Annotated in this window: 21 protein-coding genes and 2 tRNA genes; 18 read left to right on the top strand and 5 right to left on the bottom strand. The window is 72.3% G+C overall.

The genetic code is table 11. From position 1 onward, the window contains the following. Window positions 1–215 precede the first annotated feature (215 nt). The gene (locus tag ACJTNH_RS10915; protein ID WP_458175482.1) at window positions 216–1,421 is read left to right on the top strand and encodes an AAA family ATPase; all 1,206 of its coding nucleotides are present in this window, start codon (window positions 216–218) and stop codon (window positions 1,419–1,421) included. Further along, entirely contained in the window at window positions 1,414–3,636 is a 2,223-nt protein-coding gene (locus ACJTNH_RS10910) for a S8 family peptidase (protein ID WP_458175480.1), read from the top strand. The genes ACJTNH_RS10915 and ACJTNH_RS10910 overlap by 8 nt, the downstream gene beginning before the upstream one ends. Before the next feature lie 403 nt (window positions 3,637–4,039). Here the strand turns inward: ACJTNH_RS10910 and ACJTNH_RS10905 are convergent. Further along, window positions 4,040–4,113: transfer RNA gene (locus tag ACJTNH_RS10905), tRNA-Gly, on the bottom strand. 75 nt (window positions 4,114–4,188) lie between these two features. On the opposite strand from ACJTNH_RS10905, the gene ACJTNH_RS10900 reads away from it, so the two are divergent. From ACJTNH_RS10900 to clpX, 5 genes are all read left to right on the top strand, one after another. Continuing rightward, window positions 4,189–4,262: transfer RNA gene (locus ACJTNH_RS10900), tRNA-Pro, on the top strand. 95 nt (window positions 4,263–4,357) lie between these two features. Then, window positions 4,358–5,794, top strand: a complete 1,437-nt coding sequence (gene tig / locus ACJTNH_RS10895) for a trigger factor (protein WP_458175478.1) — start codon at window positions 4,358–4,360, stop codon at window positions 5,792–5,794. 313 nt (window positions 5,795–6,107) lie between these two features. After that, on the top strand, window positions 6,108–6,758 hold the full coding sequence (locus tag ACJTNH_RS10890) for an ATP-dependent Clp protease proteolytic subunit (RefSeq protein WP_458175476.1): 651 nt from the start codon (window positions 6,108–6,110) through the stop codon (window positions 6,756–6,758). A gap of 2 nt (window positions 6,759–6,760) precedes the next feature. Beyond that, window positions 6,761–7,399: an ATP-dependent Clp protease proteolytic subunit gene (locus tag ACJTNH_RS10885; protein WP_458175474.1), complete on the top strand. Its 639-nt coding sequence runs from the start codon at window positions 6,761–6,763 to the stop codon at window positions 7,397–7,399. A gap of 346 nt (window positions 7,400–7,745) precedes the next feature. Next, the gene (gene clpX, locus ACJTNH_RS10880; protein WP_458175472.1) at window positions 7,746–9,020 is read left to right on the top strand and encodes an ATP-dependent Clp protease ATP-binding subunit ClpX; all 1,275 of its coding nucleotides are present in this window, start codon (window positions 7,746–7,748) and stop codon (window positions 9,018–9,020) included. Window positions 9,021–9,126: 106 nt separating this feature from the next. On the opposite strand, the gene ACJTNH_RS10875 is transcribed toward clpX, so the two are convergent. Both ACJTNH_RS10875 and valS read right to left on the bottom strand, forming a co-directional pair. Beyond that, window positions 9,127–10,044, bottom strand: a complete 918-nt coding sequence (locus ACJTNH_RS10875) for an endonuclease domain-containing protein (protein WP_458175470.1) — start codon at window positions 10,042–10,044, stop codon at window positions 9,127–9,129. Between the two features lie 123 nt (window positions 10,045–10,167). Then, a complete protein-coding gene (valS, locus tag ACJTNH_RS10870) occupies window positions 10,168–12,756 on the bottom strand; it encodes a valine--tRNA ligase (RefSeq protein ID WP_458175468.1) in 2,589 nt (862 codons plus the stop codon). Between the two features lie 19 nt (window positions 12,757–12,775). Between valS and ACJTNH_RS10865 the strand changes: the two genes are divergently transcribed. The 3 genes from ACJTNH_RS10865 to ACJTNH_RS10855 all read left to right on the top strand — a co-directional run bounded on the left by ACJTNH_RS10865 (window position 12,776) and on the right by ACJTNH_RS10855 (window position 14,966). After that, window positions 12,776–14,173 carry a bifunctional folylpolyglutamate synthase/dihydrofolate synthase gene (locus ACJTNH_RS10865; RefSeq protein WP_458175466.1) on the top strand — a complete coding sequence of 466 codons (1,398 nt, stop codon included), beginning with the start codon at window positions 12,776–12,778 and terminating at the stop codon, window positions 14,171–14,173. Further along, complete coding sequence (locus ACJTNH_RS10860) at window positions 14,170–14,556, top strand: DUF4233 domain-containing protein (RefSeq protein WP_458175464.1); 387 nt, start codon at window positions 14,170–14,172, stop codon at window positions 14,554–14,556. Before ACJTNH_RS10865 ends, ACJTNH_RS10860 begins: the two co-directional genes overlap by 4 nt. A 134-nt stretch (window positions 14,557–14,690) precedes the next feature. Then, window positions 14,691–14,966, top strand: coding sequence for a hypothetical protein (locus ACJTNH_RS10855; protein ID WP_458175462.1), 276 nt, complete (start codon window positions 14,691–14,693; stop codon window positions 14,964–14,966). Window positions 14,967–14,994: 28 nt separating this feature from the next. On the opposite strand, the gene ACJTNH_RS10850 is transcribed toward ACJTNH_RS10855, so the two are convergent. Further along, a complete protein-coding gene (locus ACJTNH_RS10850) occupies window positions 14,995–15,531 on the bottom strand; it encodes a Clp protease N-terminal domain-containing protein (protein ID WP_458175460.1) in 537 nt (178 codons plus the stop codon). 1 nt (window position 15,532) lies between these two features. Further along, window positions 15,533–15,754 carry a helix-turn-helix domain-containing protein gene (locus tag ACJTNH_RS10845; protein WP_222193235.1) on the bottom strand — a complete coding sequence of 74 codons (222 nt, stop codon included), beginning with the start codon at window positions 15,752–15,754 and terminating at the stop codon, window positions 15,533–15,535. Between the two features lie 72 nt (window positions 15,755–15,826). Between ACJTNH_RS10845 and ndk the strand changes: the two genes are divergently transcribed. The 8 genes from ndk to proB all read left to right on the top strand — a co-directional run bounded on the left by ndk (window position 15,827) and on the right by proB (window position 26,362). Then, window positions 15,827–16,246: a nucleoside-diphosphate kinase gene (gene ndk / locus ACJTNH_RS10840; RefSeq protein ID WP_458175458.1), complete on the top strand. Its 420-nt coding sequence runs from the start codon at window positions 15,827–15,829 to the stop codon at window positions 16,244–16,246. Between the two features lie 33 nt (window positions 16,247–16,279). After that, window positions 16,280–18,205 (top strand): TIGR03960 family B12-binding radical SAM protein, encoded by a 1,926-nt coding sequence (locus ACJTNH_RS10835; RefSeq protein WP_458175456.1) that lies wholly within the window; start codon window positions 16,280–16,282, stop codon window positions 18,203–18,205. Then, complete coding sequence (locus ACJTNH_RS10830; protein ID WP_458175454.1) at window positions 18,206–18,973, top strand: TIGR03936 family radical SAM-associated protein; 768 nt, start codon at window positions 18,206–18,208, stop codon at window positions 18,971–18,973. A 309-nt stretch (window positions 18,974–19,282) separates the two neighbouring features. Next, entirely contained in the window at window positions 19,283–22,669 is a 3,387-nt protein-coding gene (locus tag ACJTNH_RS10825) for an Rne/Rng family ribonuclease (RefSeq protein WP_458175452.1), read from the top strand. Between the two features lie 205 nt (window positions 22,670–22,874). Then, the gene (rplU, locus tag ACJTNH_RS10820) at window positions 22,875–23,210 is read left to right on the top strand and encodes a 50S ribosomal protein L21 (RefSeq protein ID WP_208383954.1); all 336 of its coding nucleotides are present in this window, start codon (window positions 22,875–22,877) and stop codon (window positions 23,208–23,210) included. Between the two features lie 4 nt (window positions 23,211–23,214). Then, a complete protein-coding gene (rpmA, locus tag ACJTNH_RS10815; RefSeq protein WP_110554204.1) occupies window positions 23,215–23,490 on the top strand; it encodes a 50S ribosomal protein L27 in 276 nt (91 codons plus the stop codon). Between the two features lie 266 nt (window positions 23,491–23,756). Beyond that, entirely contained in the window at window positions 23,757–25,244 is a 1,488-nt protein-coding gene (obgE, locus tag ACJTNH_RS10810) for a GTPase ObgE (protein WP_458175449.1), read from the top strand. After that, window positions 25,241–26,362 (top strand): glutamate 5-kinase, encoded by a 1,122-nt coding sequence (proB, locus tag ACJTNH_RS10805; RefSeq protein WP_458175447.1) that lies wholly within the window; start codon window positions 25,241–25,243, stop codon window positions 26,360–26,362. Before obgE ends, proB begins: the two co-directional genes overlap by 4 nt. Window position 26,363 lies beyond the last annotated feature (1 nt).

Raw genomic sequence — 26,363 nt, 5'->3', positions numbered from 1 at the left:
CCAGGGAGGGCGCGTCTTCACTGGCGGAGCTGCAAGATCAAGAAGGACACACCTATCGCGGCTCCGCAGACTCGTTGGAACCCTCGACGCCAGGCGATGGGAGGCAGGCTGCCTGAGGCGGTTGACCAGGACATCGGGGTGAGGTCACCTCGCGAGTGGACTAGCTCGGGCGGAGGATGGCCGATTCAGTCCGACCCTTGGACTACGGTTGCGCCGTGACCCAGGGGGCTTCTTTCGTGGATGTGGACCAGCAGGACCAGGTGGCGCAGGATCTCGTCCAGTTGGCCCGTGCCGCGGTGGCCGCCAACAACGTTGAGATGACGCCGTTGCTTAGGCGGCTTGCTCGGCGGTATCGCAGTTCCCGCCCCGAGCTGGCGGACGCCCTGGTGCAGCTCCTCCGGGGATCGGCGACCCGTGGTGCCGCAGTCACTGCTGTCCCTGACCCAGTTGACCGAGACAGCCGGCTGTCGCTCGTGAAACAGGAGTATCCGGTCGTGCTGGCCAGTGAGCCGGTGATGCAGCCGGAAGTCCAAGCAGCGCTGAGCCAGCTGGCTCATGAGCACCTGGAGCCCGGCCGTCTGGCCGAAGCCGGCTTGGCACCTACCCGAACGGCGCTGTTCACCGGCCCTCCGGGCGTAGGCAAGACGCTTGCGGCCCGCTGGTTAGCCCGTGCGCTGGACCGACCGCTGTTCGTGTTGGACCTGGCGTCTGTGATGAGCAGCTTGCTCGGGCGCACCGGTGAGAACGTGCGGCGGGTGCTGGACCACGCTAAGTCCACGCCGTGCGTTCTCCTGCTCGACGAGCTGGATGCGGTGGCCAAGCGGCGGGACGACTCCACGGAGATCGGCGAGCTCAAGCGGCTCGTGACAGTGCTGCTGCAGGAGATCGACGCATGGCCGGAGGGAAGCCTGCTGCTCGCGGCTACCAACCATCCGGATCTGCTCGACCCGGCGGTGTGGCGACGGTTCGAGACGACGGTGGAGTTCGCCCTTCCAGACCACGAAAGGCTGGTGGGTGCGATGCAGGAGTACCTGGACGGGGCTCAGGTAGCCGAGCCGGTGCTTTCGTCGCTGGGGCAGCTCTATCTCGGTGCCTCTTACAGCGACGTGCAGCGGGACGTGATGACCGCCCGCCGGCGAGCGGCCCTGCAAGAGCTCCCCCTGGAGGAGTGCCTGCTGCGCCGATCACGCGAGCGGCTCAGTGCGCTCTCGACGGCCGAACGCATCGCAATCGCAGTCCGCCTGCTGGGCGGGGGACAGCTCTCGCAGCGCCGGGTTGCTGAGCTGACGGGCGTCAGCCGAGACACTTTGCGTCGGCGCGCGGGACAGTCCTCGGCCGCGATGTCAGGCGCCCCCAAGGCCGCACAGGACGGCGCGACCGAAGACGACCAGGACCGGGTGGCGGAGGCGTCCAGTGACTGAGCCGCGCTTTTTTCTGGGCTACGGCGAGCGACTCACCACTCGCATCCCACCCCCCGGTGGCGGCGGCGGCGTCGACCCTGCCTACACCTTCCAGGAGGCCGTGACGCGGCTGCGCCCTCTGGTGCAGGGCGCAGCGGACACCCTTCTGGAACTGCCTCGAGCGGCCTGCCCCCAGGACGAGGCAGTCGGTGTGGTCACCCTGCACCCGCAGTGGATGTCTAAGACTGCCCATCCGCAGAGACTGCTGGACGAGTACGCCCTCCGGCAGGTCGGCAGCCGGCCGGTCACGGTGCAGCCGGAGAAGTGGACGCGACAGGCGGAGCCTGAGCCAACGGCCAGCTCAGAGTTGTACGTGGCAGGCCATCGCTCGTCGTTCCTGCGGTGGGCCGAGGACCTGGGAGAGCGACCGGACGTGGTCGACCGGCAGATCCAGCAGCTTGAGGCGGTCCGCGCACCGGTGATTCAGGACCGCCTGCGCAACGTGCCTGTCCCGGCAACCGCCGAGCCCGAGCCGCTATTGCTCGAGGTTGTGCTCCACGCTGCCGAGAGCGAGAGAGATGAGTTCATCCTCGCCGGCTTCGCTCGGTACGCCGAGGCGTTAGGCGTCTCCCCAGATCTGGACCGGCGGCTCCATGCTGGCGGCCTGTGCTTCCTCCCGGTGGAGGCCGACACCCGCGTCGTGCCGGAGCTTGCTCGTTTCGCGTTCCTGCGCGTAGCCCGGCCGATGCCGCGCCTGCGAGACATCCCGTCCATCGAACGGTCGGTGCCCGCGACGTCTCTCGCGCCCGCACCACTACCGACCGAGGACGCCGTGGACCCCGACCTGCGCATCGCGGTGTTCGACGGAGGCTTGGCCGAGGACAGCCCGCTGCGTCGCTGGGCGACCCCACACGACCCGGCCGGCATCGGACCCGCTGACGAGGGGAACCTCGAGCACGGGCACGCGGTGACGAGTGCCGCGCTGTTCGGCCCGCTCGTGCCGGGCCAGGAGGCTCCCCGCCCCTATGGCGTGGTCGACCACTACCGGGTGCTCGACAAGGACACCACCGATGTCTACGACCTTTACGACGTCCTACCGCGCATCAACCAGGTGCTCAAGTCCCGCCGTCACGAACTCGTGAACCTCAGCATCGGCCCGTTTCTGCCAATCGAAGATGACGAGGTGCACCCCTGGACCGCGCTCCTCGACGAGCACCTGTCAGATGGTGGCACCCTGCTGGCGATCGCGGTAGGCAACGATGGCCACAACCCGAATCCGAGCGAGGCTCGGATTCAGGTGCCCGCAGACTGCGTCAACGGCATGTCCGTGGGGTCCACAGACACCAGGCGGTCGGACTGGAGCCGTGCCGCCTACAGCAGCATGGGCCCGGGCCGGAGCCCCGGCGTGGTCAAGCCCGACGTAATGAGCTTCGGTGGCGACGCCGCGCAGGAGCACTTCCTCGTCTACGACCCTGCGTCCGCGCCGGGCGTGGCCCAAACCAACGGCACCTCGTTTGCATCGCCGGCAGCACTTCGCCTCGCGGCCGGCGTGCGCGCGCACTTCGGGAGCCGGGTTGGGCCCCTTGGGCTCAAGGCGCTGCTGGTTCACGCGGCGATGCCAAACGAGCAAGACCGGCACGAGGTGGGCTGGGGCCGGCTGCCGACCGATGTTGCTTCCATCGCCGTGTGCGAGGACGGCATGGCTCGGATCATCTACCAGGGCGAATTGAGCCCCAGCCAGTACCTTCGGGCGCCGGTGCCACTCCCGAGCGCAACACTCGTCGGCAAGATCGACGTCGCCGCCACCTTCTGCTACGCGACACCGACAGACCCGGAAGACCCGGGCAGTTACACCCGAAGCGGGCTCGGGGTGACGTTCCGGCCTCACATGCAGAAGTTCAAGCCTGACGCCACCATCCCGACGTCGCTGCCCTTCTTCGGCAAGGGGGCCCTGGATACCGAGCAGGCCCTACGTTCGGATGCCCACAAATGGGAAACAACGCTCAACGCATCACGCCGCTTTCTCCCAAGCTCACTGTCGGGCCCGGTGTTCGACGTTCACTACAACGCCCGCGAGAGCGGCGGCGCTGCGCACGACGCGGACCGGATCCGCTACGCGCTGGTGATCACGGTGAGAGCAAAGCGGATGCCGCAGTTGTACGACCAGATCCTCCAGACCTACGGCGGTGTGCTGGAGGCGTTGACTCCGGTGGTCGACATCCCTGTCCGCGTTTGAGGTCCTCGTGGCATTCAGTCAGGGATCGTCTGACGCTGCGCATGCTGGCGTCCTCGCCCGGGTGCAGGAGGGTGGCGCGTGACTTATCTGGGTCATGATCGTCGCCGCATGGCCGCCCCACCGGCCTGGACGGGTGTAGCAGGAAGGACCCACACGACCCACGTAGCGGAAGCACGGGGTCACGACGGGGGTCCCCGAAGCCGAGCGAGCGATCCGACGCTCAGGACCGTCGGGCACAGTGGGTCGGGAGCCTCAGGGCTCCATGGGGCGTGCCTTATCCGTGCCTTAAGCACCGGTCAAATCCGGCGGTCAGCGGTCAGCAGGGGGCACCACGGCTAAGGCACGGAATGAGCGGTGCTGCCCGGCTGAGCTGCGCAAACGGACATCTGGGCTGGTCAGGACGTGGAGCGGGTGACCGGGATCGAACCGGCATGGCCAGCTTGGAAGGCTGGGGCTCTACCATTGAGCTACACCCGCGTGCGTACCGCGCCAGCCTAGCCCGTGCCCTCGCCGTGGCGTCCGCAGGCCGGCGGCCTAGACTCGCCGTGGCCACGGGGTGTAGCGCAGCTTGGTAGCGCACCTGCTTTGGGAGCAGGGGGCCGCAGGTTCAAATCCTGTCACCCCGACACTGCCGCGAGGTCTGGAAGACTCGCGGGCACCATCGGCCGCCGTCCACACGGAGGCCGCGCCCATCCCCGTCGTACCTGAGGAGCACGCCGCTGTGAAGAGCACCATCGAGAACCTGGGCCCGACCCGGGTCCGGCTCGCGATCGAGGTGCCGTGGAGCGACCTGGACCACGCCTTCGGTGAGGTCTACAAGGAGCTCGGTCGCCAGGTGCGCGTTCCCGGCTTCCGCCCCGGCAAGGTCCCCAACCGCGTGCTCGACCAGCGGATCGGCCGTCCGGTCGTCCTGGAGCAGGTCGTCCAGCACGCCGTCCCGGAGGTCTACTCCGAGGCGATCCGCGAGAACCAGGTCCGCGTCATCAGCCAGCCCGACGTCGAGGTCACCCGCCTCGAGGACGGCGAGGCCCTCGCCTTCACCGCCGAGGTCGACGTCGCCCCCACCCTCGAGCTGCCCTCGCTCGACGCCCTCGCCGTGACCGTCGACGACGTCGAGGTCACCGACGAGGAGATCGACCAGCAGGTCTCCGTCATGCGCGAGCGCTTCGCCACCCTGTCCGGCGTCGAGCGCGCCGCCGAGGACGGCGACTACGTCTCGATCGACCTGGCGGCCACGCTGGACGGCGAGGTCCTGGAGGACGGCAGCACGACCGGCATGTCCTACGAGGTCGGTGCCGGCAACCTGATGAACGGGCTGGACGAGGCCATCCGCGGGCTCTCCGCCGACGAGAGCGCCACCTTCTCCACCGAGCTGCTCGCCGGTGACCAGGCCGGTCAGATGGCCGAGGTCACCGTCACCGTCCGCTCGGTCAAGGCCAAGGAGCTGCCCGAGCTCGACGACGAGTTCGCCTCGATCGCCAGCGAGTTCGACACCCTCGCCGAGCTGCGCGACGACGTCCGCACCCGGCTGTCCCGCACCAAGGTGCTGCAGCAGGGTGCGCAGGCCCGCGACAAGCTGGTCGAGCACCTGCTCGAGGTCACCGAGGTGCCGGTGCCGGAGAAGCTGGTCGAGCAGGAGCTCGCCTGGCGCACGCAGGCCATGGAGCGCGAGCTGCAGCAGGCCGGCATGGACTGGGACGCCTACTTCTCCGCCGCCGACATCGAGAGCCGCGAGGCCTACGACGCCGAGATGCGGGAGAACGTCGAGAAGGCCGTCAAGACCCAGTTCGTGCTCGACTCGATCGCCGACGCCCGCGAGGTCACCGTCGACAACGAGGACCTGTCGGCGCAGATCATGGCCCAGGCCCAGCGCAACCGGATGGGCCCGGAGCAGTACGCCCAGCAGCTCCAGCAGGGCAACAACATCGCCGAGTTCGTCGCCGACGTGCGCCGCACCAAGGCGCTGGCCCAGCTGCTCGAGCAGACCACGATCACCGACGAGTCGGGCAACGTCGTGGACCTCGAGGCGCTGCGCCCGCGCACCGTCGCCGCCGAGGAGACCGCCTCCGACGAGGCGGCCACGGTCGGTGACGACGAGGTCGTCACCGACAGCGAGACCGCCGTCGACGAGGCCGAGGGCAGCACCGACAAGGCCTGACCCAGCCGGCTGACCAGCGCCGCCCACACCCGCCCGGGTGTGGGCGGCGCTGTCGTCGGTGGACCCGGTCACCGGGCCCCTCCAGGACGGGCTGCGCCCAGGGCGAACACCGGCCCGGACCGGGAGGAACCCGTCGGGGGTGCGCGTTAGGGTCGACGTGACACTCGGGAGAACCTGATGGGCGATCGAACGAGGCCGCACTGACGACCGGCACCGACCGGCCGTCCGCGGCGTCACCGGCCGCCCCCCGACCACCGGCCAACCAGTTCCACGAGACCGACTGCACCGCAGTCCTACGGAGGTCACCGCACCCGTGAGCAACCCAGACCTGATCACGCCGAGCGCACCGCTGCTGCGCGCCGGCGGGTCGATGATGAACCTGAACGACTCGGTCTACGAGCGCCTGCTGCGTGAGCGGATCATCTTCCTCGGCACCCAGGTCGACGACGTGATCGCCAACCAGCTGGCCGCGCAGATGCTGCTGCTGTCCGCCGAGGACCCCAACCGGGACATCCACCTCTACATCAACTCGCCCGGCGGTTCGGTGACCGCGGGCATGGCGATCTTCGACACGATGCAGTTCATCGACTGCGACGTCGCCACCTACGCGATGGGCCTGGCCGCCTCCATGGGCCAGTTCCTGCTGACCGCCGGCACCAAGGGCAAGCGCTACTCGCTGCCGCACACCCGGATTCTGATGCACCAGCCCTCCGCCGGCGTCGGCGGCACCGCCTCCGACATCGCCATCCAGGCAGAGCTCTTCCGGAGCACCAAGAAGCAGCTCAACGAGCTGCAGGCCCAGTTCACCGGGCAGACGGTCGAGCAGATCGAGAAGGACTCCGACCGTGACCGCTGGTTCACCGCGCAGGAGGCCCTCGAGTACGGCTTCGTCGACCACGTGGTGACCCGCGCCGACACCATGACCCAGACCGACAACCCGGTCACCGACGGACCGGAGAAGTGACCATGTCTGACTTCCAGATGCCGCAGAGCCGGTACATCCTCCCCTCCTTCGTCGAGCGCACCAGCTACGGCATGAAGGAGTCCAACCCCTACAACAAGCTCTTCGAGGAGCGCATCATCTTCCTCGGGGTGCAGGTGGACGACGCGTCGGCCAACGACGTCATGGCCCAGCTGATCACGCTGGAGTCCAACGACCCCGACCGCGACATCACGATGTACATCAACAGCCCCGGTGGCTCGTTCACCGCGCTGACGGCGATCTACGACACGATGATGTTCGTGCGGCCCGACATCCAGACCGTCTGCATGGGCCAGGCCGCCTCGGCTGCCGCCGTCCTGCTGGCTGCCGGCACCAAGGGCAAGCGCCTGGCGCTGCCGTACTCCCGGGTGCTCATCCACCAGCCCTCCGGCGAGGCCGGCGGTCAGGTGACCGACCTGGAGATCCACGCCAACGAGATCGAGCGCGTGCGCACCCAGATGGAGTACATCCTGGCCCGGCACACCGGCCAGACCCAGGAGCAGGTCCGCAAGGACATCGACCGCGACAAGATCCTCACGGCCGAGCAGGCCAAGGAGTACGGGATCGTCGACCAGGTGGTCACCAGCCGCAAGCTCAACGCGCTGCCCGACCTGGCCGGCTGAGCGCCGCCCCTGACCGGGGCGCCGGCGACGGGGCCCGGGTGCGGGCCGAGGGTGCGCGTGTCGCGCTCTCGGCCCGTACCGTTTCCCCATCCCGTCCAGGCGGCCCGCGCGAGCGTCTCCGTCGGGTCACGGGGGAGTGCCGAGACGGGTGTTGCGGGCCGGGCGACCCGGGTGAGTTCCTGCCCCAGAAGGTCGGACCAGCCGGGTAGGTTCGGCGGACACCCGATCCCCGGTCGACACCGCAGGGACGACGGACGCCACGCATCGACGGCGTCGACGAGGGCACACGAACGCACATACCGGGGACGGCGGCACCGTCGTCCCACTCGAGGTGGAGGTCAGCCAGGTGGCACGTATCGGTGAGAGCGGCGACCTGCTCAAGTGCTCCTTCTGCGGGAAGAGCCAGAAGCAGGTCAAGAAGCTCATCGCTGGCCCCGGGGTCTACATCTGCGATGAGTGCATCGACCTCTGCAACGAGATCATCGAGGAGGAGCTCTCGGAGTCGTCGGACCTCAAGTTCGACGAGCTGCCCAAGCCCAAGGAGATCCACGACTTCCTCGAGCAGTACGTGATCGGCCAGGACCAGGCCAAGCGCACGCTCGCCGTCGCCGTCTACAACCACTACAAGCGGGTGCAGGCCGGCGGTGACCGCGCCAGCCGCGACGAGGGCGTCGAGCTCGCCAAGTCCAACATCCTGCTGATGGGGCCGACCGGCTGCGGCAAGACGCACCTGGCGCAGACCCTGGCGCGGATGCTGAACGTCCCCTTCGCCATCGCCGACGCCACGGCGTTGACCGAGGCCGGCTACGTCGGCGAGGACGTCGAGAACATCCTGCTCAAGCTCATCCAGGCGGCCGACTACGACGTCAAGCGGGCCGAGACCGGCATCATCTACATCGACGAGGTCGACAAGATCGCCCGCAAGAGCGAGAACCCGTCGATCACCCGCGACGTCTCCGGTGAGGGCGTGCAGCAGGCGCTGCTGAAGATCCTCGAGGGGACGACGGCGTCGGTGCCGCCGCAGGGTGGGCGCAAGCACCCGCACCAGGAGTTCATCCAGATCGACACCACCAACGTGCTGTTCATCGTGGGTGGCGCCTTCGCCGGGCTCGACCAGGTGATCGAGGCCCGCACCGGCAAGCAGGGCATCGGCTTCGGTGCCGAGGTGCGCGGCAAGGCCGAGATCGAGCAGGCCAACGCCTTCGCCCAGGTCATGCCCGAGGACCTGATGAAGTTCGGGATGATCCCCGAGTTCATCGGCCGCCTGCCGGTCATCACCAGCGTGCAGAAGCTCGACCGTGAGGCCCTGATCAACATCCTCACCGAGCCGAAGAACGCCCTGGTGCGCCAGTACCGCCGGCTGTTCGAGCTCGACGGGGTGGAGCTTGAGTTCACCGACGACGCCCTCGAGGCGATCGCCGACCAGGCCATCCTGCGGGGCACCGGCGCCCGCGGCCTCCGCGCGATCATGGAGGAGGTGCTCCAGTCGGTGATGTACGACGTGCCCAGCCGGGAGGACGTCGGCACCGTGGTGATCACCAAGGACGTCGTCCTCGAGCACGTCAACCCCACGATCGTCCCGCGCAAGCCCACCCGAGCCCCCCGCGAGAAGAGCGCCTGAGGAAGGGCCCCGTCCTCCTCACCCCTCGCCCGCTCGGGGCGAGCCCTCTGGACGGGGCCGTGTACGTCAGTGGCCCAGAACCCCTGTGGTTCTGGGCCACTGACGTTCAACGGCCCAGTCGCCGCCGGACGACGGTCTCGATCTCGTGCTGGCAGGCCGTCGGTTCCGTGGTCAGCCGGCGGTAGCTGTACCGCAGGCTGACCCAGCCGAGAGCCGCCAGCGCAGTGTCCTTGCGCATGTCACGCTCGCGCGCCTCCCGGCTGCTGTGCCACCTCTCGCCGTCCAGCTCGACGCCGACCTTCGCCTGCAGGTAGGCGGCGTCCAGGTCCACGTACCGGCCGCTGGGCAGGAACACCCGGTGTTGCTGCACGGGGGCCGGGATGCCGGGGATCCGGAGCACGTGGGTCACCCCGAAGACCTCCAGCTCGCTCTGGCAGCCGCCTTCCACCAGGTCGAGCAGCGAGCCGAACGCACTGCGCCCACCGTGCACGAGCTGGCTGGCCGACACCCGCCGGAGGTCACCGACCTGGACCTCCCGTCGGCGCACGCACTCGATGAGGAGGTGCCGCACGAGGGGTTGCTCCTGAGGTGCCCGCGGGTTGCGACGTGGGGAGTGTGCCCAACCCCAGGCGTCGACCAGACTGCGGGCGACCGGCAGCCGGGGTGGCGAGAACCCCTCAGTCGGGCCGATCGGCAACTCCGAGCGGTGGACGATCACGTCGCGGCAGCCCCGCGGGTTCCGGTCGGCCGGCACGGTCACGTGGATCGGCCCGGCGGGCGGTGGGGCGAGATCGGCCGCGGCCAGGGCGGACAGGTGGCTCAGCGGCCCCCGTGCCCAGAGCGCGGCCGCCTGCGCCCTGACCGGCCACTCCCGGGCGCGAGCCGGCAGGACCACCACCCCCGCGTGCGCGAGCACCAGCTCGCCGCTACAGAGCCAGCGGCTCACGCTGCTCGAGCTGGTGGCGAGGGTCAGCTCGTCGCGGCGGGCGACGCCGTGGGGGAGCAGCGGGGCGAGCTCGTACATGCCGGGCAGGTTGCCCGAACTGCCGGCTGTCGCGTCGAGTCCCTGTGGACGACCGTCGGGAACTGGACACCGGCGGCCCAGAACCGGGTGGGGTCTGGGCCGCCGGTGTTCAGAGCCGAGGGGTCAGGCTTCCGGGGTCTCGGCCAGGACGACGTCGACGCGCAACGGGGCGTCGCCGGCGACGACGGTCAGCTCGGCGATCCTCCCGGCGTCCACCAGGTCGCGGCGGGCGGCCTCGACCAGCGGCACCTGTGCCTCCGGTGCGTGCACCGTGGCGGTCGCCACGTCGGCGCGCATCGACTGCTTGGCCTCCGACTTGGCCTTGCGCACCGCGGCGAGGGCCTCGGCGGCCACCGACGGCACCGCCCGGTCACCGCCGGCCGGCAGCTCGCTCGCGGTCGGCCACAGCGCCCGGTGCACCGAGCCGGCCTGCCACCACGACCAGACCTCCTCGGTGACGAAGGGCAGCACCGGGGCGAGCAGCCGCAGCTGCACCGACAGGGCCAGCGCCAGGGTGGCCTGGGCCGAGGCGGCGGCCGCGTCGGAGGAGTAGGCGCGGGTCTTGACCAGCTCGACGTAGTCGTCGCAGAACGACCAGAAGAACGACTCGGTGACCTCGAGCGCCCGGGTGTAGTTGTAGGCCTCCATCGCCGCGGTCGCCTCGTCGACCACCTGGGCCAGCGAGGCGAGCAGACCGCGGTCGATCGGCTCGGTGACCGCGTCGGCGGTCAGGTCGGGCGACGCTCCCAGGCCGAGCACGAACTTGCCGATGTTGAGCACCTTCATGGCCAGCCGCCGGCCGACCTTCATCTGCGCCTCGTCGAACGGCGAGTCGGCGCCCGGCCGGGCACCGGCGGCGCGCCAGCGCACCGCGTCGGTGCCGTACCGCTCGAGCACGTCGATCGGGGTGGTGGCGTTGCCCTTGGACTTCGACATCTTCTTGCGGTCGGGGTCGACCACGAAGCCGGAGATCGTCGCGTGCGTGAACGGCACGGTGCCGTGCTCGAAGTGCGCCCGGACGACGGTGGAGAACAGCCAGGTGCGGATGATGTCGTGCGCCTGCGGCCGCTGGTCCATCGGGAAGACGTGCGCGAACAGCTCCGGGTCGGTCTCCCAGCCGGAGGCGACCTGCGGCGAGAGCGAGGAGGTCGCCCAGGTGTCCATGACGTCGGGGTCGGCCATGAACCCGCCGGGCACCCCGCGCTGGTCGGCGGTGAAGCCCTCGGGGACGTCGGAGGACGGGTCGACCGGCAGCGCCGACTCCGGCGCCAGGATCGGGTCGTCGTACAGGGGCTCGCCCTCGGCGTCCAGCCGGTACCAGACCGGGAACGGGACGCCGAAGAACCGCTGCCGGCTGATCAGCCAGTCACCGTTGAGGCCCTCGACCCAGTTCTCGTAGCGGTGCCGCATGTGCTCGGGCACCCACTGGATCTCCCGGCCGCGCTGCAGCAGCGCCTCGCGCAGGTCGGCGTCCCGCCCGCCGTTGCGGATGTACCACTGGCGGGTGGTGACGATCTCCAGCGGGCGCTCGCCCTTCTCGAAGAACTTCACCGGGTGGGTGATCGGCCTCGGGTCACCGACCAGGTCGCCGGACTCGCGCAGCAGCTCGACGATCCGCTGCTGCGCGCTGAAGGAGGTCTTGCCGGCGAGCTCGGCGTAGACGTCGGCGGGCACCCCGGCGGGGGGCTCGGCGATGAACCGGCCGTCCCAGCCGATGACGGCCCGGGTGGGCAGCTGCAGCTCGCGCCACCAGGTGACGTCGTTCAGGTCGCCGAAGGTGCAGATCATCGCGATGCCCGAGCCCTTGTCCGGCTCGGCCAGCCGGTGGGCGACCACGGGCACCTCGACGCCGAACAGCGGCGTGGTGACGGTCTTGCCGAACAGTGGCTGGTAACGCTCGTCGTCCGGGTGGGCGACCAGGGCGACGCAGGCGGGCAGCAGCTCCGGCCGCGTCGTCTCGATGAAGACCGGGTCGCCGGACGGCCCGGCGAAGCCGATGCGGTGGTAGGCGCCGGGGCGCTCCCGGTCCTCCAGCTCTGCCTGGGCGACGGCGGTGCGGAAGGTGACGTCCCAGAGGGTCGGCGCCTCCTGGGCGTAGGCCTCACCGCGGGCCAGGTTGTGCAGGAACATCTTCTGCGCGGTGGCCCGCGAGGACTCGGAGATCGTCCGGTAGACGTTGGTCCAGTCGACCGACAGGCCGACCCGGCGCCACAGCTCCTCGAACGCGGCCTCGTCCACGGCGGTCAGCCGCTCGCACAGCTCGACGAAGTTGCGCCGGGAGATCGGCAGCTGGTCCTTGCCCGGCTTCTCCGGCGGCTCGAACGACTCGTCGTAGGGGAGCGAGGGGTCGCAGCGCACGCCGTAGTAGTTCTGCACCCGGCGCTCGGTCGGCAGACCGTTGTCGTCCCAGCCCATCGGGTAGAAGACGTGCTTGCCGCGCATCCGCTGGTAGCGGGCGACGATGTCGGTGTGCGTGTAGCTGAACACGTGGCCCACGTGCAGCGAGCCGCTCGCGGTGGGCGGCGGGGTGTCGATGGCGTGGGTCTGCGCGCGGGGGGCGGACAGCGCCGCGTCCCGGTCGAAGGCGTACGTGTCGCCCTCGGCCCAGCGGGCCACCCACTTGGCCTCCAGCCCGTCGATCGAGGGCTTCTCCGGTACGCCGCCGGTGCTCCCCGGGGGAGTGCTGTCCAGGGATCGGGTGTCGGCAACCATGACTGGCATCCTAAGAGCGATGAGCACCTCCCTTTCCCGTGACCTGGCCCGGGTCGAGCAGGCGCTCCTGGCGCGCTGGCCGGAGACCCGGCTCGAGCCGTCCCTCACCCGCATCTCCGCCCTGGTCGACCTGCTGGGTTCGCCGCACCGCGCGATGCCGGTCGTCCAGGTCACCGGCACCAACGGCAAGACGACGACCGCGCGCATGATCGACGAGCTGCTGCGCGGCTTCGGTCTGCGGGTGGGCCGGTTCACCAGCCCGCACCTGGAGTCGATGCGGGAGCGGATCGTGCTCGACGGGGAGCCGCTGCCCGCCGAGCGCTTCGTCGAGGTCTTCGACGACATCGCGCCCTACGTGCAGATGGTCGACGCCGCCAGCGACGTGCCGCTGTCGTTCTTCGAGGTGACGGTGGCGATGGCCTACGCCGCCTTCGCCGAGGCGCCGGTCGACGTCGCGGTCATCGAGGTGGGCATGGGCGGCACCTGGGACGCGACCAACGTCGCCGACGCCCGGGTCGCCGTGGTCACCCCCGTCTCGCTGGACCACGCCGAGTACCTGGGGCCGGACGTCGCGACGATCGCCACGGAGAAGGCCGGGATCATCAAGCCCAGCTCCGGTGACGGGGTGCTGCCCGACGGCCGTCCGGACGGCGGTGTCGTCGCGGTGCTGGCCCACCAGCCGGCCGGGGCGCTGGAGGCGCTGGTGCGACGGGCGATCGAGGTCGACGCGACCGTGGCCCGCGAGGGCACCGAGTTCGGCGTGCTCGAGCGCCGGGTCGCCGTCGGCGGACAGCAGGTGCGCCTGCAGGGCCTGGGCGGGGAGTACGACGAGGTCTACCTGCCGCTGTTCGGCGCGCACCAGGCGCAGAACGCGGCGGTCGCGCTGGCGGCGGTGGAGGCGTTCCTCGGCGCCGGCGCGGCCACCGGCGTGGTCGCCCAGGACGTCGTCCGCGAGTCCTTCGCTGCGGTGCGGTCGCCCGGCCGGCTGGAGCGGGTGCGCAGCTCGCCGGCCGTGCTGGTCGACGCGGCGCACAACCCGGCCGGCATGCGGGCCACCGTCGAGGCGGTCCGGGAGTCCTTCGACTTCACCCGGCTGGTCGGGGTCGTCGGCTGCGTGCAGGGCAAGGACGTCAGCGGCATGCTGGCCGAGCTCGAGCCGCTGTGCGCCGAGCTGGTGGTCACCCAGAACAGCTCGGCGCGGGCCATCCCGGCCGACGAGCTGGGTGCGCTGGCCGTCGACGTCTTCGGCGCCGACCGGGTCAGCGTGCACCCGCTGCTCACCGAGGCCATCGAGTCGGCCATCGAGCTCGCCGAGGCCGGCCCGGACGACGCCCTCGGCGGATCGGGCGTGCTGGTCACCGGCAGCGTGATCACCGCGGGGGAGGCCCGCGCACTGCTGGGCGGGAAGACCCGATGACCGCGCCCGACCCGGTGCGCGCCGGGAAGGCGCTGGGCGGCGCGGCGGCCGCGATCCTGCTGCTGGAGGGCATCGCCGTCCTGTTCGTGCCGCGGGGCATCGCGCAGAGCGGCGACGGGCTGACCGGCTTCCGGCTGGTCTACCTGATCGTGCTGGCCGTCGTGCTGATCCTGGCCAGCGGGGTGCAGCGCCGGCCGCAGGGGCTGCTCATCGGCAGCGTGCTGCAGGTGCCGCTGCTGCTGACCGGGCTGTTCAGCTCGGCCATGTGGCTGGTCGGCGGGGTGTTCGTGCTGATCTGGCTGTACCTCCTGCAGGTGCGCAAGGACCTGCTGGGCTCGCCCCTCGGCCCGCCGAAGACCGCACCCCCGCCTGCCGCTGAGTGACGGCGGCTCCGCCGGCTCATCCGATCGGGGGGTCCGCGGTGTGCTCGGGTGCACCGGCGGGCGAGGCTTGCCGAACTCCCCAGCAGTGACGCACGGACGCGTCGCGCGGGAGGCCGAGGGACAGGGGGACGACGATGGGTGACCACAGCCGCTGCTGCGCCGGACACCACGACGGCCAGCCGAAGAGGCGCCCGGGTCAGGCCGCCGACCCGGCGATCCCGCTGGCCGGGCCGATCAGCACGACGATCGTCTCCTACGCCGCGCGGGTCCGGCACCGGGTGGGCGAGGACGCCGTCGACCGGCACGCCCGTGAGCTGCACGCCCGGGCCAGCTACGACTGCTGGAACGGTCTGAGCGAGAAGGACCAGGAGCTCTGGCGGCACATGGCCCGCCTCGACCTGACCCGCTGAACCACACGGCCCCGCGGCGGGGCCGTGGTCACGCCGCCGATGCGTCGCCGAGCTGACCCCGCAGCCGGTCGACGTCGGCGCCCACCTGCTGGAGCACCCGCCCGACCACCGGGTCACCGACCGTCAGCAGTCCGGCGAGCACCGCCCCGGTGTCGATGGCCCGGGCGCGGCGGCGCAGCCTCGACCGGAGCACGTGCCGCAGCGCCTCCTCCAGGGCGCGCTTGCTGCCGGCGGCGAACGGGAGGTGCCCGGCCGGCTCGCAGCTCCCGCGGTCCAGGGCGCCGACCCCGAAGGCCGACTCCGCGGCGGCGCGCACCTGGTCGAGGTCGATGCCCACGGCGGCCAGCGCGTCGGCGTCCAGCGCACCGTTCGAGCGGGCCAGGGCCGACTCGACGGATCCGAGGTCGACGCCGGTCGCCCGCAGCACCTGACCCCCTCGGCCGGGGTCGGCGGTCAGGGCCAGCAGGAGGTGCACCGGCTCGATCCGCTCGGCGTGCAGCCAGCGGGCCTGCACCTGGGCCATGACGACCACCTGGCGGGCCTCTCGGGTGAAACGCTCGAACACGTCAGCGGTCCCTTCGTGAGGTGGCGTGCTTCTTGTGGACGGCCTGCCTGCTGACGCCGAGGGCGTCGGCGATCTGCTGCCACGACCAGCCGCGTGCCCGGGCGTTGCCGACCTGGAGCACCTCCAGCCGGTCGGCGAGGTCGCGCAGGGCGCGGATGGCGCGCAGCCCGGTGTCCGGGTCGTCGGCCGCGGCGGCGGTGGTGACGTCGGTGGGAGAGGCCATGGCGTCAACGTAGGTTGACGCGATCGAACTGTCAACCATGGTTGACACGGGTGGTCCCGTACGCTCCCGGCCGTGTCTGCACCCACTGCTGAGCGTTCGCTGGTCCTGGTCAAGCCCGACGGTGTCGCCCGCGGCCTGGTCGGTCAGGTCGTCGCCCGCCTGGAGGCCAAGGGCCTGCGCCTGGTCGCCGCCGAGCTGCGCACCCTGACCACCGAGGTCGCCGAGGAGCACTACGCCGAGCACCGCGAGCGCCCCTTCTTCGGCTCGCTGGTCGAGTTCATCACCAGCGCCCCACTGCTCGCGCTGGTCGTCGAGGGCCCGCGGGCCATCGAGGCCTTCCGCGCGCTGGCCGGCGCCACCGACCCGGTGAAGGCCGCCCCCGGCACGATCCGCGGCGACTTCGCCCTCGAGGTGCAGTCCAACATCGTGCACGGCTCGGACTCGCCCGAGTCCGCCGCGCGCGAGATCGCGCTCTTCTTCCCCGCACTCTGACCCGGCGAGGGCAGCGGCTACCCTGGGCGGGTCATGACTGTCGAGTCCCTGTACCCCCGTCTCGAGCCGCTGCTCGCCCAGGTGGCGAAGCCGATCCAGTACGTCGGTGGCGAGCTCAACGCCCAGATCAAGCCGTGGGACGACGTCGCCGTCCACTGGGCGCTCATGTACCCCGACGCGTACGAGGTCGGGCTGCCCAACCAGGGCCTCATGATCCTGTACGAGGTGCTCAACGAGCGCCCGGACGCCCTGGCCGAGCGCACCTACGCCGTCTGGCCCGACCTCGCCGGGCTGATGCGCGAGCACGGCGTCGGCCAGTTCACCGTCGACGCCCACCGCCCGGTGCGCGAGTTCGACCTGCTGGGCGTCAGCTTCGCCACCGAGCTGGGCTACACCAACCTGCTCGAGGCCCTCGACCTCGCCGGCGTCCCGCTGCACGCGGTCGACCGCGACGAGAGCCACCCGGTCGTCGTCGCCGGTGGGCACGCCGCCTTCAACCCCGAGCCGGTCAGCGACTTCGTCGACTGCGCGGTCCTCGGTGACGGCGAGCAGGTCGTCGGCGACATCACCGACGTCGTCGCCGCCTGGAAGGAGCAGGGCCGCCCCGGCGGGCGCGTGGAGCTGCTGGCCCGGCTCGCCCGGGTCGAGGGCGTCTACGTGCCCCGCTTCTACGCGGTCACCTACGGCGCCGACGGCACGATCGCCGAGGTGCTCCGCACCCGGGACGACGTCCCGCCGCGGGTGGGCAAGCGCACCGTCATGGACCTCGACGAGTGGCCCTACCCGAAGCAGCCGCTGGTGCCGCTGGCCGAGAGCGTGCACGAGCGGATGAGCGTGGAGATCTTCCGCGGCTGCACCCGGGGCTGCCGGTTCTGTCAGGCGGGGATGATCACCCGCCCGGTGCGCGAGCGCACGATCACCGGCATCGGCTCGATGGTCGACGCCGGGCTCAAGGCCACCGGCTACGAGGAGGTGGGCCTGCTCTCGCTGAGCAGCGCCGACCACTCCGAGATCGGCCAGCTGGCCAAGGAGCTCGCCGACCGGTACGAGGGCACCAACACCGGCCTGAGCCTGCCGAGCACCCGGGTCGACGCGTTCAACGTGACGCTGGCCAACGAGCTGTCCCGCAACGGCCGCCGGTCGGGGCTGACCTTCGCCCCCGAGGGCGGCAGTGAGCGGATCCGGCGGGTGATCAACAAGACCGTGTCCAAGGAGGACCTGGTCCGCACGGTCACCACCGCCTACGCCAACGGCTGGCGCCAGGTGAAGCTCTACTTCATGTGCGGTCTGCCGACCGAGACCGACGAGGACGTGCTGGAGATCGCCGAGCTCGCGGTCGAGGTGATCCGCGCCGGCCGGGAGGCCAGCGGCTCCAAGGACATCCGCTGCACCGTCTCCATCGGTGGCTTCGTGCCCAAGCCGCACACCCCGTTCCAGTGGGCCGCGCAGGCCAGCGCCGAGACGATCGACCACCGGCTGAAGGTGCTGCGCGAGGCGATCAACGCCGACCGCCGGATCGGCCGCTCGATCGGCCTGCGCTACCACGACGGCAAGCCCGGCGTGATCGAGGGCCTGCTCTCCCGCGGCGACCGCCGGGTCGGCCGGGTCATCGAGCGGGTCTGGCGCGACGGCGGGCACTTCGACGGCTGGAGCGAGCACTTCTCCTACCAGCGCTGGACGACGGCCGCGGCCGAGGAGCTCGCGCCCTTCGGTGTCGACCTGGACTGGTACACCACCCGCGAGCGCACCGAGCACGAGATCCTGCCCTGGGACCACCTGGACTCCGGGCTGGACAAGGAGTGGCTCTGGGACGACTGGCAGGACGCGATCTCCGAGGACGAGGTCGGCGACTGCCGCTGGACCGGCTGCTACGACTGCGGGGTCTGCCCGACGATGGGCACCGAGATCCAGATCGGCCCCACCGGTCGCGGCCTGCTCCCGCTGACCGTGGTGCGCTGAGTGGCCCGCCAGCCCGACGGGCCCCCGCCGCCGCCGACCGTCCAGAAGCTCCGGCTGCGCTACACCAAGCGCGGCCCGCTGCGGTTCGCCTCGCACCGGGACCTCGCCCGGGCGCTGGAGCGGGCGCTGCGCCGGGCCCAGGTGCCGATGGCGTTCTCGGCCGGGTTCAGCCCGCACCCGAAGATCTCCTACATGGGGGCCGCGCCGACCGGGGCGGCGTCCGAGGCGGAGTACTTCGAGATCGGGCTCTCCGAGCGCCGCGACCCGGAGCAGGTCCGGGTCGCCCTGGACGCCTCGCTCCCGCCGGGCATCGACGTGCTCGAGTGCGTCGAGGCGGGGGAGGGCACCGGCTCGCTGGCCGACCGGCTCGACGCCACCCGCTGGCGGATCGACCTGCCCGGGGTCGACGCCGACGAGCTGGCCCGCGCCGTGCAGGCCCTGCTGGCGGCCGAGACCGTGCCGGTCACCAAGCGCACCAAGAACGGCACCAAGGACGTCGACGCGCGGGCTGCCGTGGTCAGCGCAGCCGTGGCCGTGGAGGCAGGTTGTGCCATACTGCACGTGGTCGTACGTCAGCTCACGCCGACAGTGCGACCGGACGACGTGATGGCCGCTCTGGCTGCCGTCGCCGACCTGCGCCCGCCGTTGCCCGCCAGGGCCGTGCGTGAGGCGCAGGGCCGGCTCGACGACAGCGGTGACGTCGCCGATCCGCTCGGGCCCGACCGCGATGCCAGCTCCCGCTGCCAGGGGGAGCCGGCGCAGGTCTGACCCAGCGGAGCCGGATGCCGGGCGCTCGTCGCCTGCGACACGTCTGCCAGCCGTGGCGCACCTGCACCGCCCCGTCTTCAGCTCCACCGCAGTCTTCAGCTCCACCGCACTCTTCGATCCACCGCACCACCCGCGTTCAGCACGCAGCACCACCGGGCCCCAGCCGCACCGGCCGGGGCGCGCACCCAGACTTCGCGGGCCGGGCACAACTGCCGCGCAGCGGCCGCCCGACCCGCCCAACCCGCGTCCCTGCGCGGCCGCCAGTCGGAGACGATCGGCGCCCGGGGACGCACAGGAGGCGAGCCCTTCGTGGCCGACCGCATCGACAGCGACACCAGTGACGACACCGCGACCGAGGGCGTGAGCGCGGGAGCCCCGGCCCCCACCGAGCTGCCCGGGACGTCGCCCGCCGGCGAGGTGGAGACCGCGCCCGAGGGGCTTGCCCCGGAGGCCGACGCCGAGGAGGACGGCGAGGAGGCCCCCGCCGCTCCGGTGACCGAGGCGGCCCCGTCCGCCCCCGAGCCCGAGCCCGAGCTGCCCCGCTTCGGGGCGCAGTTCAGCTCGCCGGAGCCCACCACCGTCACCGCCCGCCCCCGGCGCCGGGCCACCCGGCCGGCCCTGGCCGCCGACCCCGACTCCGTCGCGCCGCCCGCGCCGGTCGCGCCGACCGTCCCCGCCTTCGTGTCCTTCGTCGCGCCCGAGCCCGACGTCGCGCCGCCCCGCCGGCGCAGCCGCCGGGTGGCCGCCGAGTCGCCTGCCGAGCCCATCGACGCCGGCACGCCGGCCGCCGACCGGGACGACCGGGACGACCGGGACCGGGACGACCGGGACCGGGACGACCGGGATGTGGAGCAGACCGCGCCGCGCCGGTCGCGCAGCCGTCGCCGCGCCGTGGCCGAGGACGCACCGGCGCCCGAGCCGGCCGAGGCCGAGGACACCGACACCGACGAGCGCGACGCCGAGGACACCGACGACCGGGACGGCGAGGAGGGCGGCTCCTCCAGCAGCCGCCGCCGTCGTCGCGGCCGCCGTGGCCGTGGCCGGGGCCGGACCGGTGACGACGCGACCGACACCGAGGACGACACCGACACCCCCGCCGAGTCCGACGCCGGCACCGCCGACGAGCCGGACGGGTCCGGCGACGCCGAGGACGCGTCCGACGAGGACGAGGACACCGCCGAGGGCGGCTCCGGCTCCAGCACCCGCCGTCGGCGGCGCCGTCGTCGCCGGGGCAGCAGTGGCGAGGCCGGCACCGACGAGAGCACCGAGGACGCCGACGACCGGCCGGAGCGGGCGGGCCGCAACGGCCGCACCTCCAGCGACGACGACGTCCGCGGCGTGGCCGGCTCCACCCGCCTGGAGGCCAAGCGCCAGCGCCGCCGCGAGGGCCGCGACGGCGGTCGCCGCCGCGCGCCGATCCTGTCCGAGTCGGAGTTCCTGGCCCGCCGCGAGGCCGTCGACCGCGCCATGGTCATCCGCCAGCAGGGCGAGCGCACCCAGATCGCCGTCCTCGAGGACGACGTCCTGGTCGAGCACTACGTCACCCAGGCGCAGGCGACGTCCTTCGCCGGCAACGTCTACCTCGGCCGGGTGCAGAACGTGCTGCCCAGCATGGAGGCGGCGTTCATCGACATCGGCAAGGGGCGCAACGCCGTCCTGTACGCCGGCGAGGTCAACTGGGACGCCGCGGGGCTGTCCGGCAAGTCCCGCTCCATCGAGACCGCGCTGAAGTCCGGCGACAAGGTGCTGGTCCAGGTGACCAAGGACCCGATCGGCCACAAGGGCGCCCGGCTGACCCAGCAGGTCAACCTGCCCGGCCGCTTCCTGGTCTACGTGCCCGGCGGCTCGATGACCGGCATCAGCCGCAAGCTCCCGGACAAGGAGCGCACCCGGCTCAAGGACATCCTCAAGAAGATCGTCCCCGAGGACGCCGGCGTGATCATCCGGACCGCGGCGGAGGGCGCCTCGGAGGAGGAGCTCACCCGCGACGTGGCCCGGCTGCAGGCGCAGTGGGAGGTCATCCAGACCAAGGCCGCCTCGACGTCCAACGCCCCGACGCTGCTCTACGGCGAGCCCGACCTGGCCATCCGGGTGATCCGCGACGTCTTCAACGAGGACTTCAAGCGGCTGGTCGTGCAGGGCGACGACGCCTGGGACACCGTCGAGGCCTACGTCGCGCACGTCTCCCCGGAGCTGTCCGAGCGGCTGCAGCGCTACACCGGCACCGGTGACGTCTTCCGCGACCTGCGGATCGACGAGCAGCTGATGAAGGCCCTCGACCGCAAGGTCTGGCTGCCCTCGGGCGGTTCGCTGGTCATCGACCGCACCGAGGCGATGACGGTCGTCGACGTCAACACCGGCAAGTTCGTCGGCTCGGGCGGCAACCTCGAGCAGACCGTCACCCGCAACAACATCGAGGCCGCCGAGGAGATCGTCCGCCAGCTCCGGCTGCGCGACATCGGCGGGATCATCGTCATCGACTTCATCGACATGGTGCTGGAGAGCAACCGCGACCTCGTGCTGCGGCGGCTCACCGAGTGCCTGGGCCGTGACCGCACCAAGCACCAGGTCGCCGAGGTGACCTCGCTGGGCCTGGTCCAGATGACCCGCAAGCGCGTCGGGCAGGGCCTGCTCGAGGTCTTCTCCGAGCCGTGCGAGCACTGCCGCGGTCGCGGGGTGCTGGTGCAGATCGACCCGGTCGACGAGAAGAAGCGCTCGGGCGGCAACGGCGGCGGTGGCCGGAACCGCGGTGGCCAGGAGTCCGCCAAGGACTCGGGCAACGGGTCGGCCAAGGACTCGGGCAACGGGTCGGCCAAGGACTCGGGCCCGGTGGCCAAGGGCACCGAGGACGCCGGCTCGGACAAGGGCGCCAGGGTCGCCGGCTCGGCGACCGGGGGCGTGGACGCGGGCACCCAGGCCGGTGCCGGCCGCGAGGCCGCTGTCGAGGACGCCGTGGCCGCCGACGAGGCGCCGCAGGAGCGCGGCTCGCGCAACAGCCGGCGCCGCGGCGGACGATCGGAGGCCGCCCGATCCGGTGGTGCCGCAGCTGACGTCACGGCGGCCGGGGCGGGCCAGACCGGCCCGGCCGGGCCGGACGGGGCCACTGCCGACGCGACCAGCTCGGAGGCGACGCCCGGTGCCGGCACCGCGCCCGCCGGTGAGCCGGTCGGACCGGGGGAGTCCTCGCGCCGGGTCGACCCCGACGCCGGCTGGGACGTCGCCGACGCGATGGCCCTGCAGGGCAGCGCGGTGGGCGGTGCGCCCTCCTCGGACGAGGTGGACGAGCCGGCCGAGGAGTCCGGCGAGTCCTCCGGTGGCAGCCGTGGTCGCAGCCGCGGTCGCGGGCGTCGTGGGCGCGGGCAGTCCGCCGAGTCCCGGGCCGCAGCGGCTGCCGAGCCGGCCGGTGACCAGCCGGCCGGGGAGGCCGTGGGTCAGGTGCCGGACGGCGCCGACAGCGTGGCGCCGGACGCCGTGGCCGGCGAGGCCGCGACCCCGGACACGCTGCTGGCCGCCGCGATCGCGGACGAGGACGCGCCGGCCGGAGGGAGCGCCCCGGCCGAGCCGGAGGCGCCGCCGTCGGCCGTCGTGGTGGCGCCGCAGCCGGTCGCCGAACCCGTGACCGAGGACGCGCCGCCGGTGGCCCGACCGCGCCGGCGCCGGGCGGCCTCGCGGCCGGCCGGACCGCCCGCCTCCTGACCGGCTCTCCGCCGGTCGCGCCGGCCCCCGCCGGACGGGGGTCGGCAGGCAGACCACGTTCGACCCGCGCACGAGGACTCGGGTACGCTGGACGGGTTGCTGCACCACGGGCAGTGCACTCCGGTGCCGCCTGGCCGGCGCGAGCAGCTCGTCCAGCACCTCGGCCCTCGTGGCGGTCGTGCGCGCAGGACACAGTGCTGGACACATGGAACCGATCGAGGAGTCAGTGGTGTACGCAGTCGTCAAGGCCGGTGGAGCGCAGCACAAGGTGGGTGTCGGTGACACGTTCACCGTCAACCGCCTGAGCGGGGAGGCCGGTGACACCGTCACCCTCCCGGCCATCCTGCTGGTCGACGGCGACACCGTCACCGCCGATGCGCAGACGCTCGCCGGGGTGACCGTGACCGGCGAGATCGTCGAGCACGGCAAGGGCCCGAAGATCCACATCCACAAGTTCAAGAACAAGACGGGCTACCACAAGCGCCAGGGGCACCGTCAGCCCCTGACCAGCGTCGTGGTCCGCGACATCACGAAGGGCTGACGACATGGCACACAAGAAGGGCGCTTCGTCGTCCCGCAACGGTCGCGACTCGAACGCCCAGCGCCTGGGCGTGAAGCGCTTCGGTGGCCAGGTCGTCAAGGCCGGCGAGATCATCGTCCGCCAGCGCGGCACCCACTTCCACCCGGGTCTGGGCGTCGGCCGCGGCAAGGACGACACGCTGTTCGCGCTGGTCCCCGGTGCGGTGACCTTCGGGTTCCGCCGCGGCCGCCGCGAGGTCGCGATCTCGGCCGTCCCGGCCCGCGAGACCGTCTCCGCGTAAGGCTCTCCGGCCCCGTTCAGAGGCTCGGCCCGAGGAACGAGGGCTGAGGGGAACGGGGTCCTTCAACCGAGGGGTGGGGGGGGGGGGGGGGGGGGGGGGGGGGGGGGGGGGGGGGGGGGGGGGGGGGGGGGGGGGGGGGGGGGGGGGGGGGGGGGGGGGGGGGGGTGGGGGGGCCGGACCGCGGGGGGGGCCCGCCCCCCCCCCCCCCCCCCCCCACCCGTTTCCCTTTCCGGACAGTTCGGCCGTAACGCAGAGAGGCGGCGATCATGGCCGCTTTCGTCGACCGCGTGACGGTCCACGTCTCGGCAGGCAAGGGTGCCAACGGGGTCAGCTCCGTGCACCGCGAGAAGTTCAAGCCGCTCGGGGGCCCCGACGGTGGCAACGGTGGCGACGGCGGGGACGTCGTCCTGCAGGTCGACGCCAGCGTGCACACGCTGCTGGACTTCCACCACCGTCCGCACCAGCGGGCCGGCAACGGCAAGCAGGCCGCCGGCAACTACCGCAACGGCGGCCGCGGCGAGGACCTCGTCCTCGGCGTCCCCTCCGGCACGGTGGTCAGCGTCGGCGGGCAGGTCGTCGCCGACCTGGTCGGCGCCGGCGCCCGGCTCGTGCTCGCCCACGGTGGCAAGGGCGGGCTCGGCAACGCCGCGCTGGCCAACGCCCGCCGCAAGGCCCCCGGGTTCGCCCTGCTCGGCGAGCCGGGCGAGGCCGTCGACGCCGTGCTGGAGCTCAAGAGCATCGCCGACGTCGGCCTGGTCGGGTACCCCTCAGCCGGCAAGTCCTCGCTGGTCGCCGCCATGTCCGCGGCCCGGCCGAAGATCGCCGACTACCCGTTCACCACGCTGGTGCCCCAGCTCGGCGTCATCCGCTCCGGCGACACCGTCTACACGATGGCCGACGTCCCCGGGCTCATCCCCGGCGCCTCGGTGGGCAAGGGCCTGGGCCTGGAGTTCCTGCGGCACGTCGAGCGCTGCGCCGTCCTGGTGCACGTCGTCGACATGGCCACGATGGAGCCCGGGCGCGACCCGGAGACCGACATCGAGGCGCTGGAGCACGAGCTGCGCGAGTACGGCGGCGAGGAGCTCGACCTGGTCGGCCGGCTGCGGATCGCCGTGCTCAACAAGATCGACGTGCCCGACGGGCGGGAGCTGGTCGACCTGGTCCGCGGGACGCTGGAGGCACGCGGCCTGCAGGTCTTCGCGATCAGCGCAGCCACCGGCGAGGGGCTGACCGAGCTCGGCTACGCCCTCGCCGCGGCAGTCGAGGAGCACCGGGCCTCGCTCCCGGAGATCCCGGCCGCGCCGATCACCATCGCTCCCCGCGCGGTCGACGACGGCGGCTTCAGCGTCGAGCCCGACCCGCCCACCGACGGCTGGCTGGTGCGCGGCACCCGGCCCGAGCGGTGGATCCGGCAGACCGACTTCAGCAACGACGAGGCCGTGGGCTACCTGGCAGACCGCCTCAACCGGCTCGGCGTCGAGGAGGAGCTGGCCAGGGCCGGCGCCGTCCCCGGCGACGCGGTCACCATCGGCGACGTCACCTTCGACTGGGAGCCGACGCTGCCGGCCGGCACGCTCACCGTCGAGGAGACCGCCGGACTGGGCGGTCGCGGCACGGACGCCCGGCTCGACACCAGCACCCGGCTGTCCGCCGACGAGCGGCTGGCGGCCAAGAAGGCCCGCCGGCTGCCCTACGAGGTCACCGAGGGTGACGGCTGGGTGGACGCCGACCTGCTCGACGACGCCGACCGGTGAGCGCCCGCGCGGAGGTGGCCACCGCGCAGCGCGTGGTGGTCAAGGTCGGGTCCTCCTCGCTGACCACGCTGCCCGGGGGCCTGGACGAGGAGCGGCTGCGCGCGCTGGTCGACGTCCTGGGCGCGCTGCGGGCCGCCGGCCGTCAGGTCGTGCTCGTCTCCTCCGGCGCCATCGCCGCCGGCCTGGCGCCGCTGGCGCTCACCGGCCGCCCCCGTGACCTGGCCACCGCGCAGGCCGCGGCCAGCGTGGGGCAGCTGCGGCTGGTGCAGACCTACGCCGACGCCTTCGCCGCGCACGGCGTGACGGTCGGGCAGGTGCTGCTCACCGCGAACGACCTGACCCGGCGCAGCCACTACCGCAACGCCCAGCAGACCATCGAGCGGCTGCTCGCCCTCGGGGTGCTGCCGATCGTCAACGAGAACGACACGGTCGCCACCGAGGAGATCCGGTTCGGCGACAACGACCGGCTGGCCGCCCTGGTCGCGCACGTCGCGGTCGCCGACGCCCTGGTGCTGCTCTCCGACGTCGACGGCGTGTACGACGGCGACCCCCGCACCGGCCCGGCGCAGCTGCTGGACACGGTGCACGGCCCAGACGACCTGGCCGCGGTCACCCTCGGCTCGGCCAGCCGCAACGGGGTGGGCACCGGCGGGATGGCGACCAAGGTGGAGGCGGCCTTCATCGCCTCCGGGGCCGGGGTGCCGGTCGTCGTGACCTCCACGCCGCAGGCCGCGGCCGCGCTGGCGGGGGAGCGGGTGGGCACGCTGTTCGCGCCGACCGGCCGCCGTCCGTCCGCGCGGCAGTTCTGGCTGCGCTACGCCAGCCGCCCGCGCGGCCGGCTGCTGCTCGACGACGGCGCGGTGCGCGCGGTACGGGAGCGGCACGCCTCGCTGCTCGCCGCCGGGATCACCGGGGTCACCGGCGAGTTCCTGGCCGACGACCCGGTGGAGCTGGTCGGCCCGGACGGCGTCGTCGTCGCCCGCGGGCTGGTCGGCTACGACGCCCGGGAGCTGCCCGAGCTGCTCGGCCGCAAGACCGGTGACCTGGACCCGGAGCACCGGCGCGAGGTGGTGCACCGCGACGAGATGGTGCTCGTCGGCCGCCGCACGCGGGGCTGAG

It is taken from the genome of Modestobacter lacusdianchii, from assembly GCF_054177765.1.
Note: the sequence above shows the minus strand (reverse complement) of the source record. Positions and strands in the feature narration are given on the sequence as shown.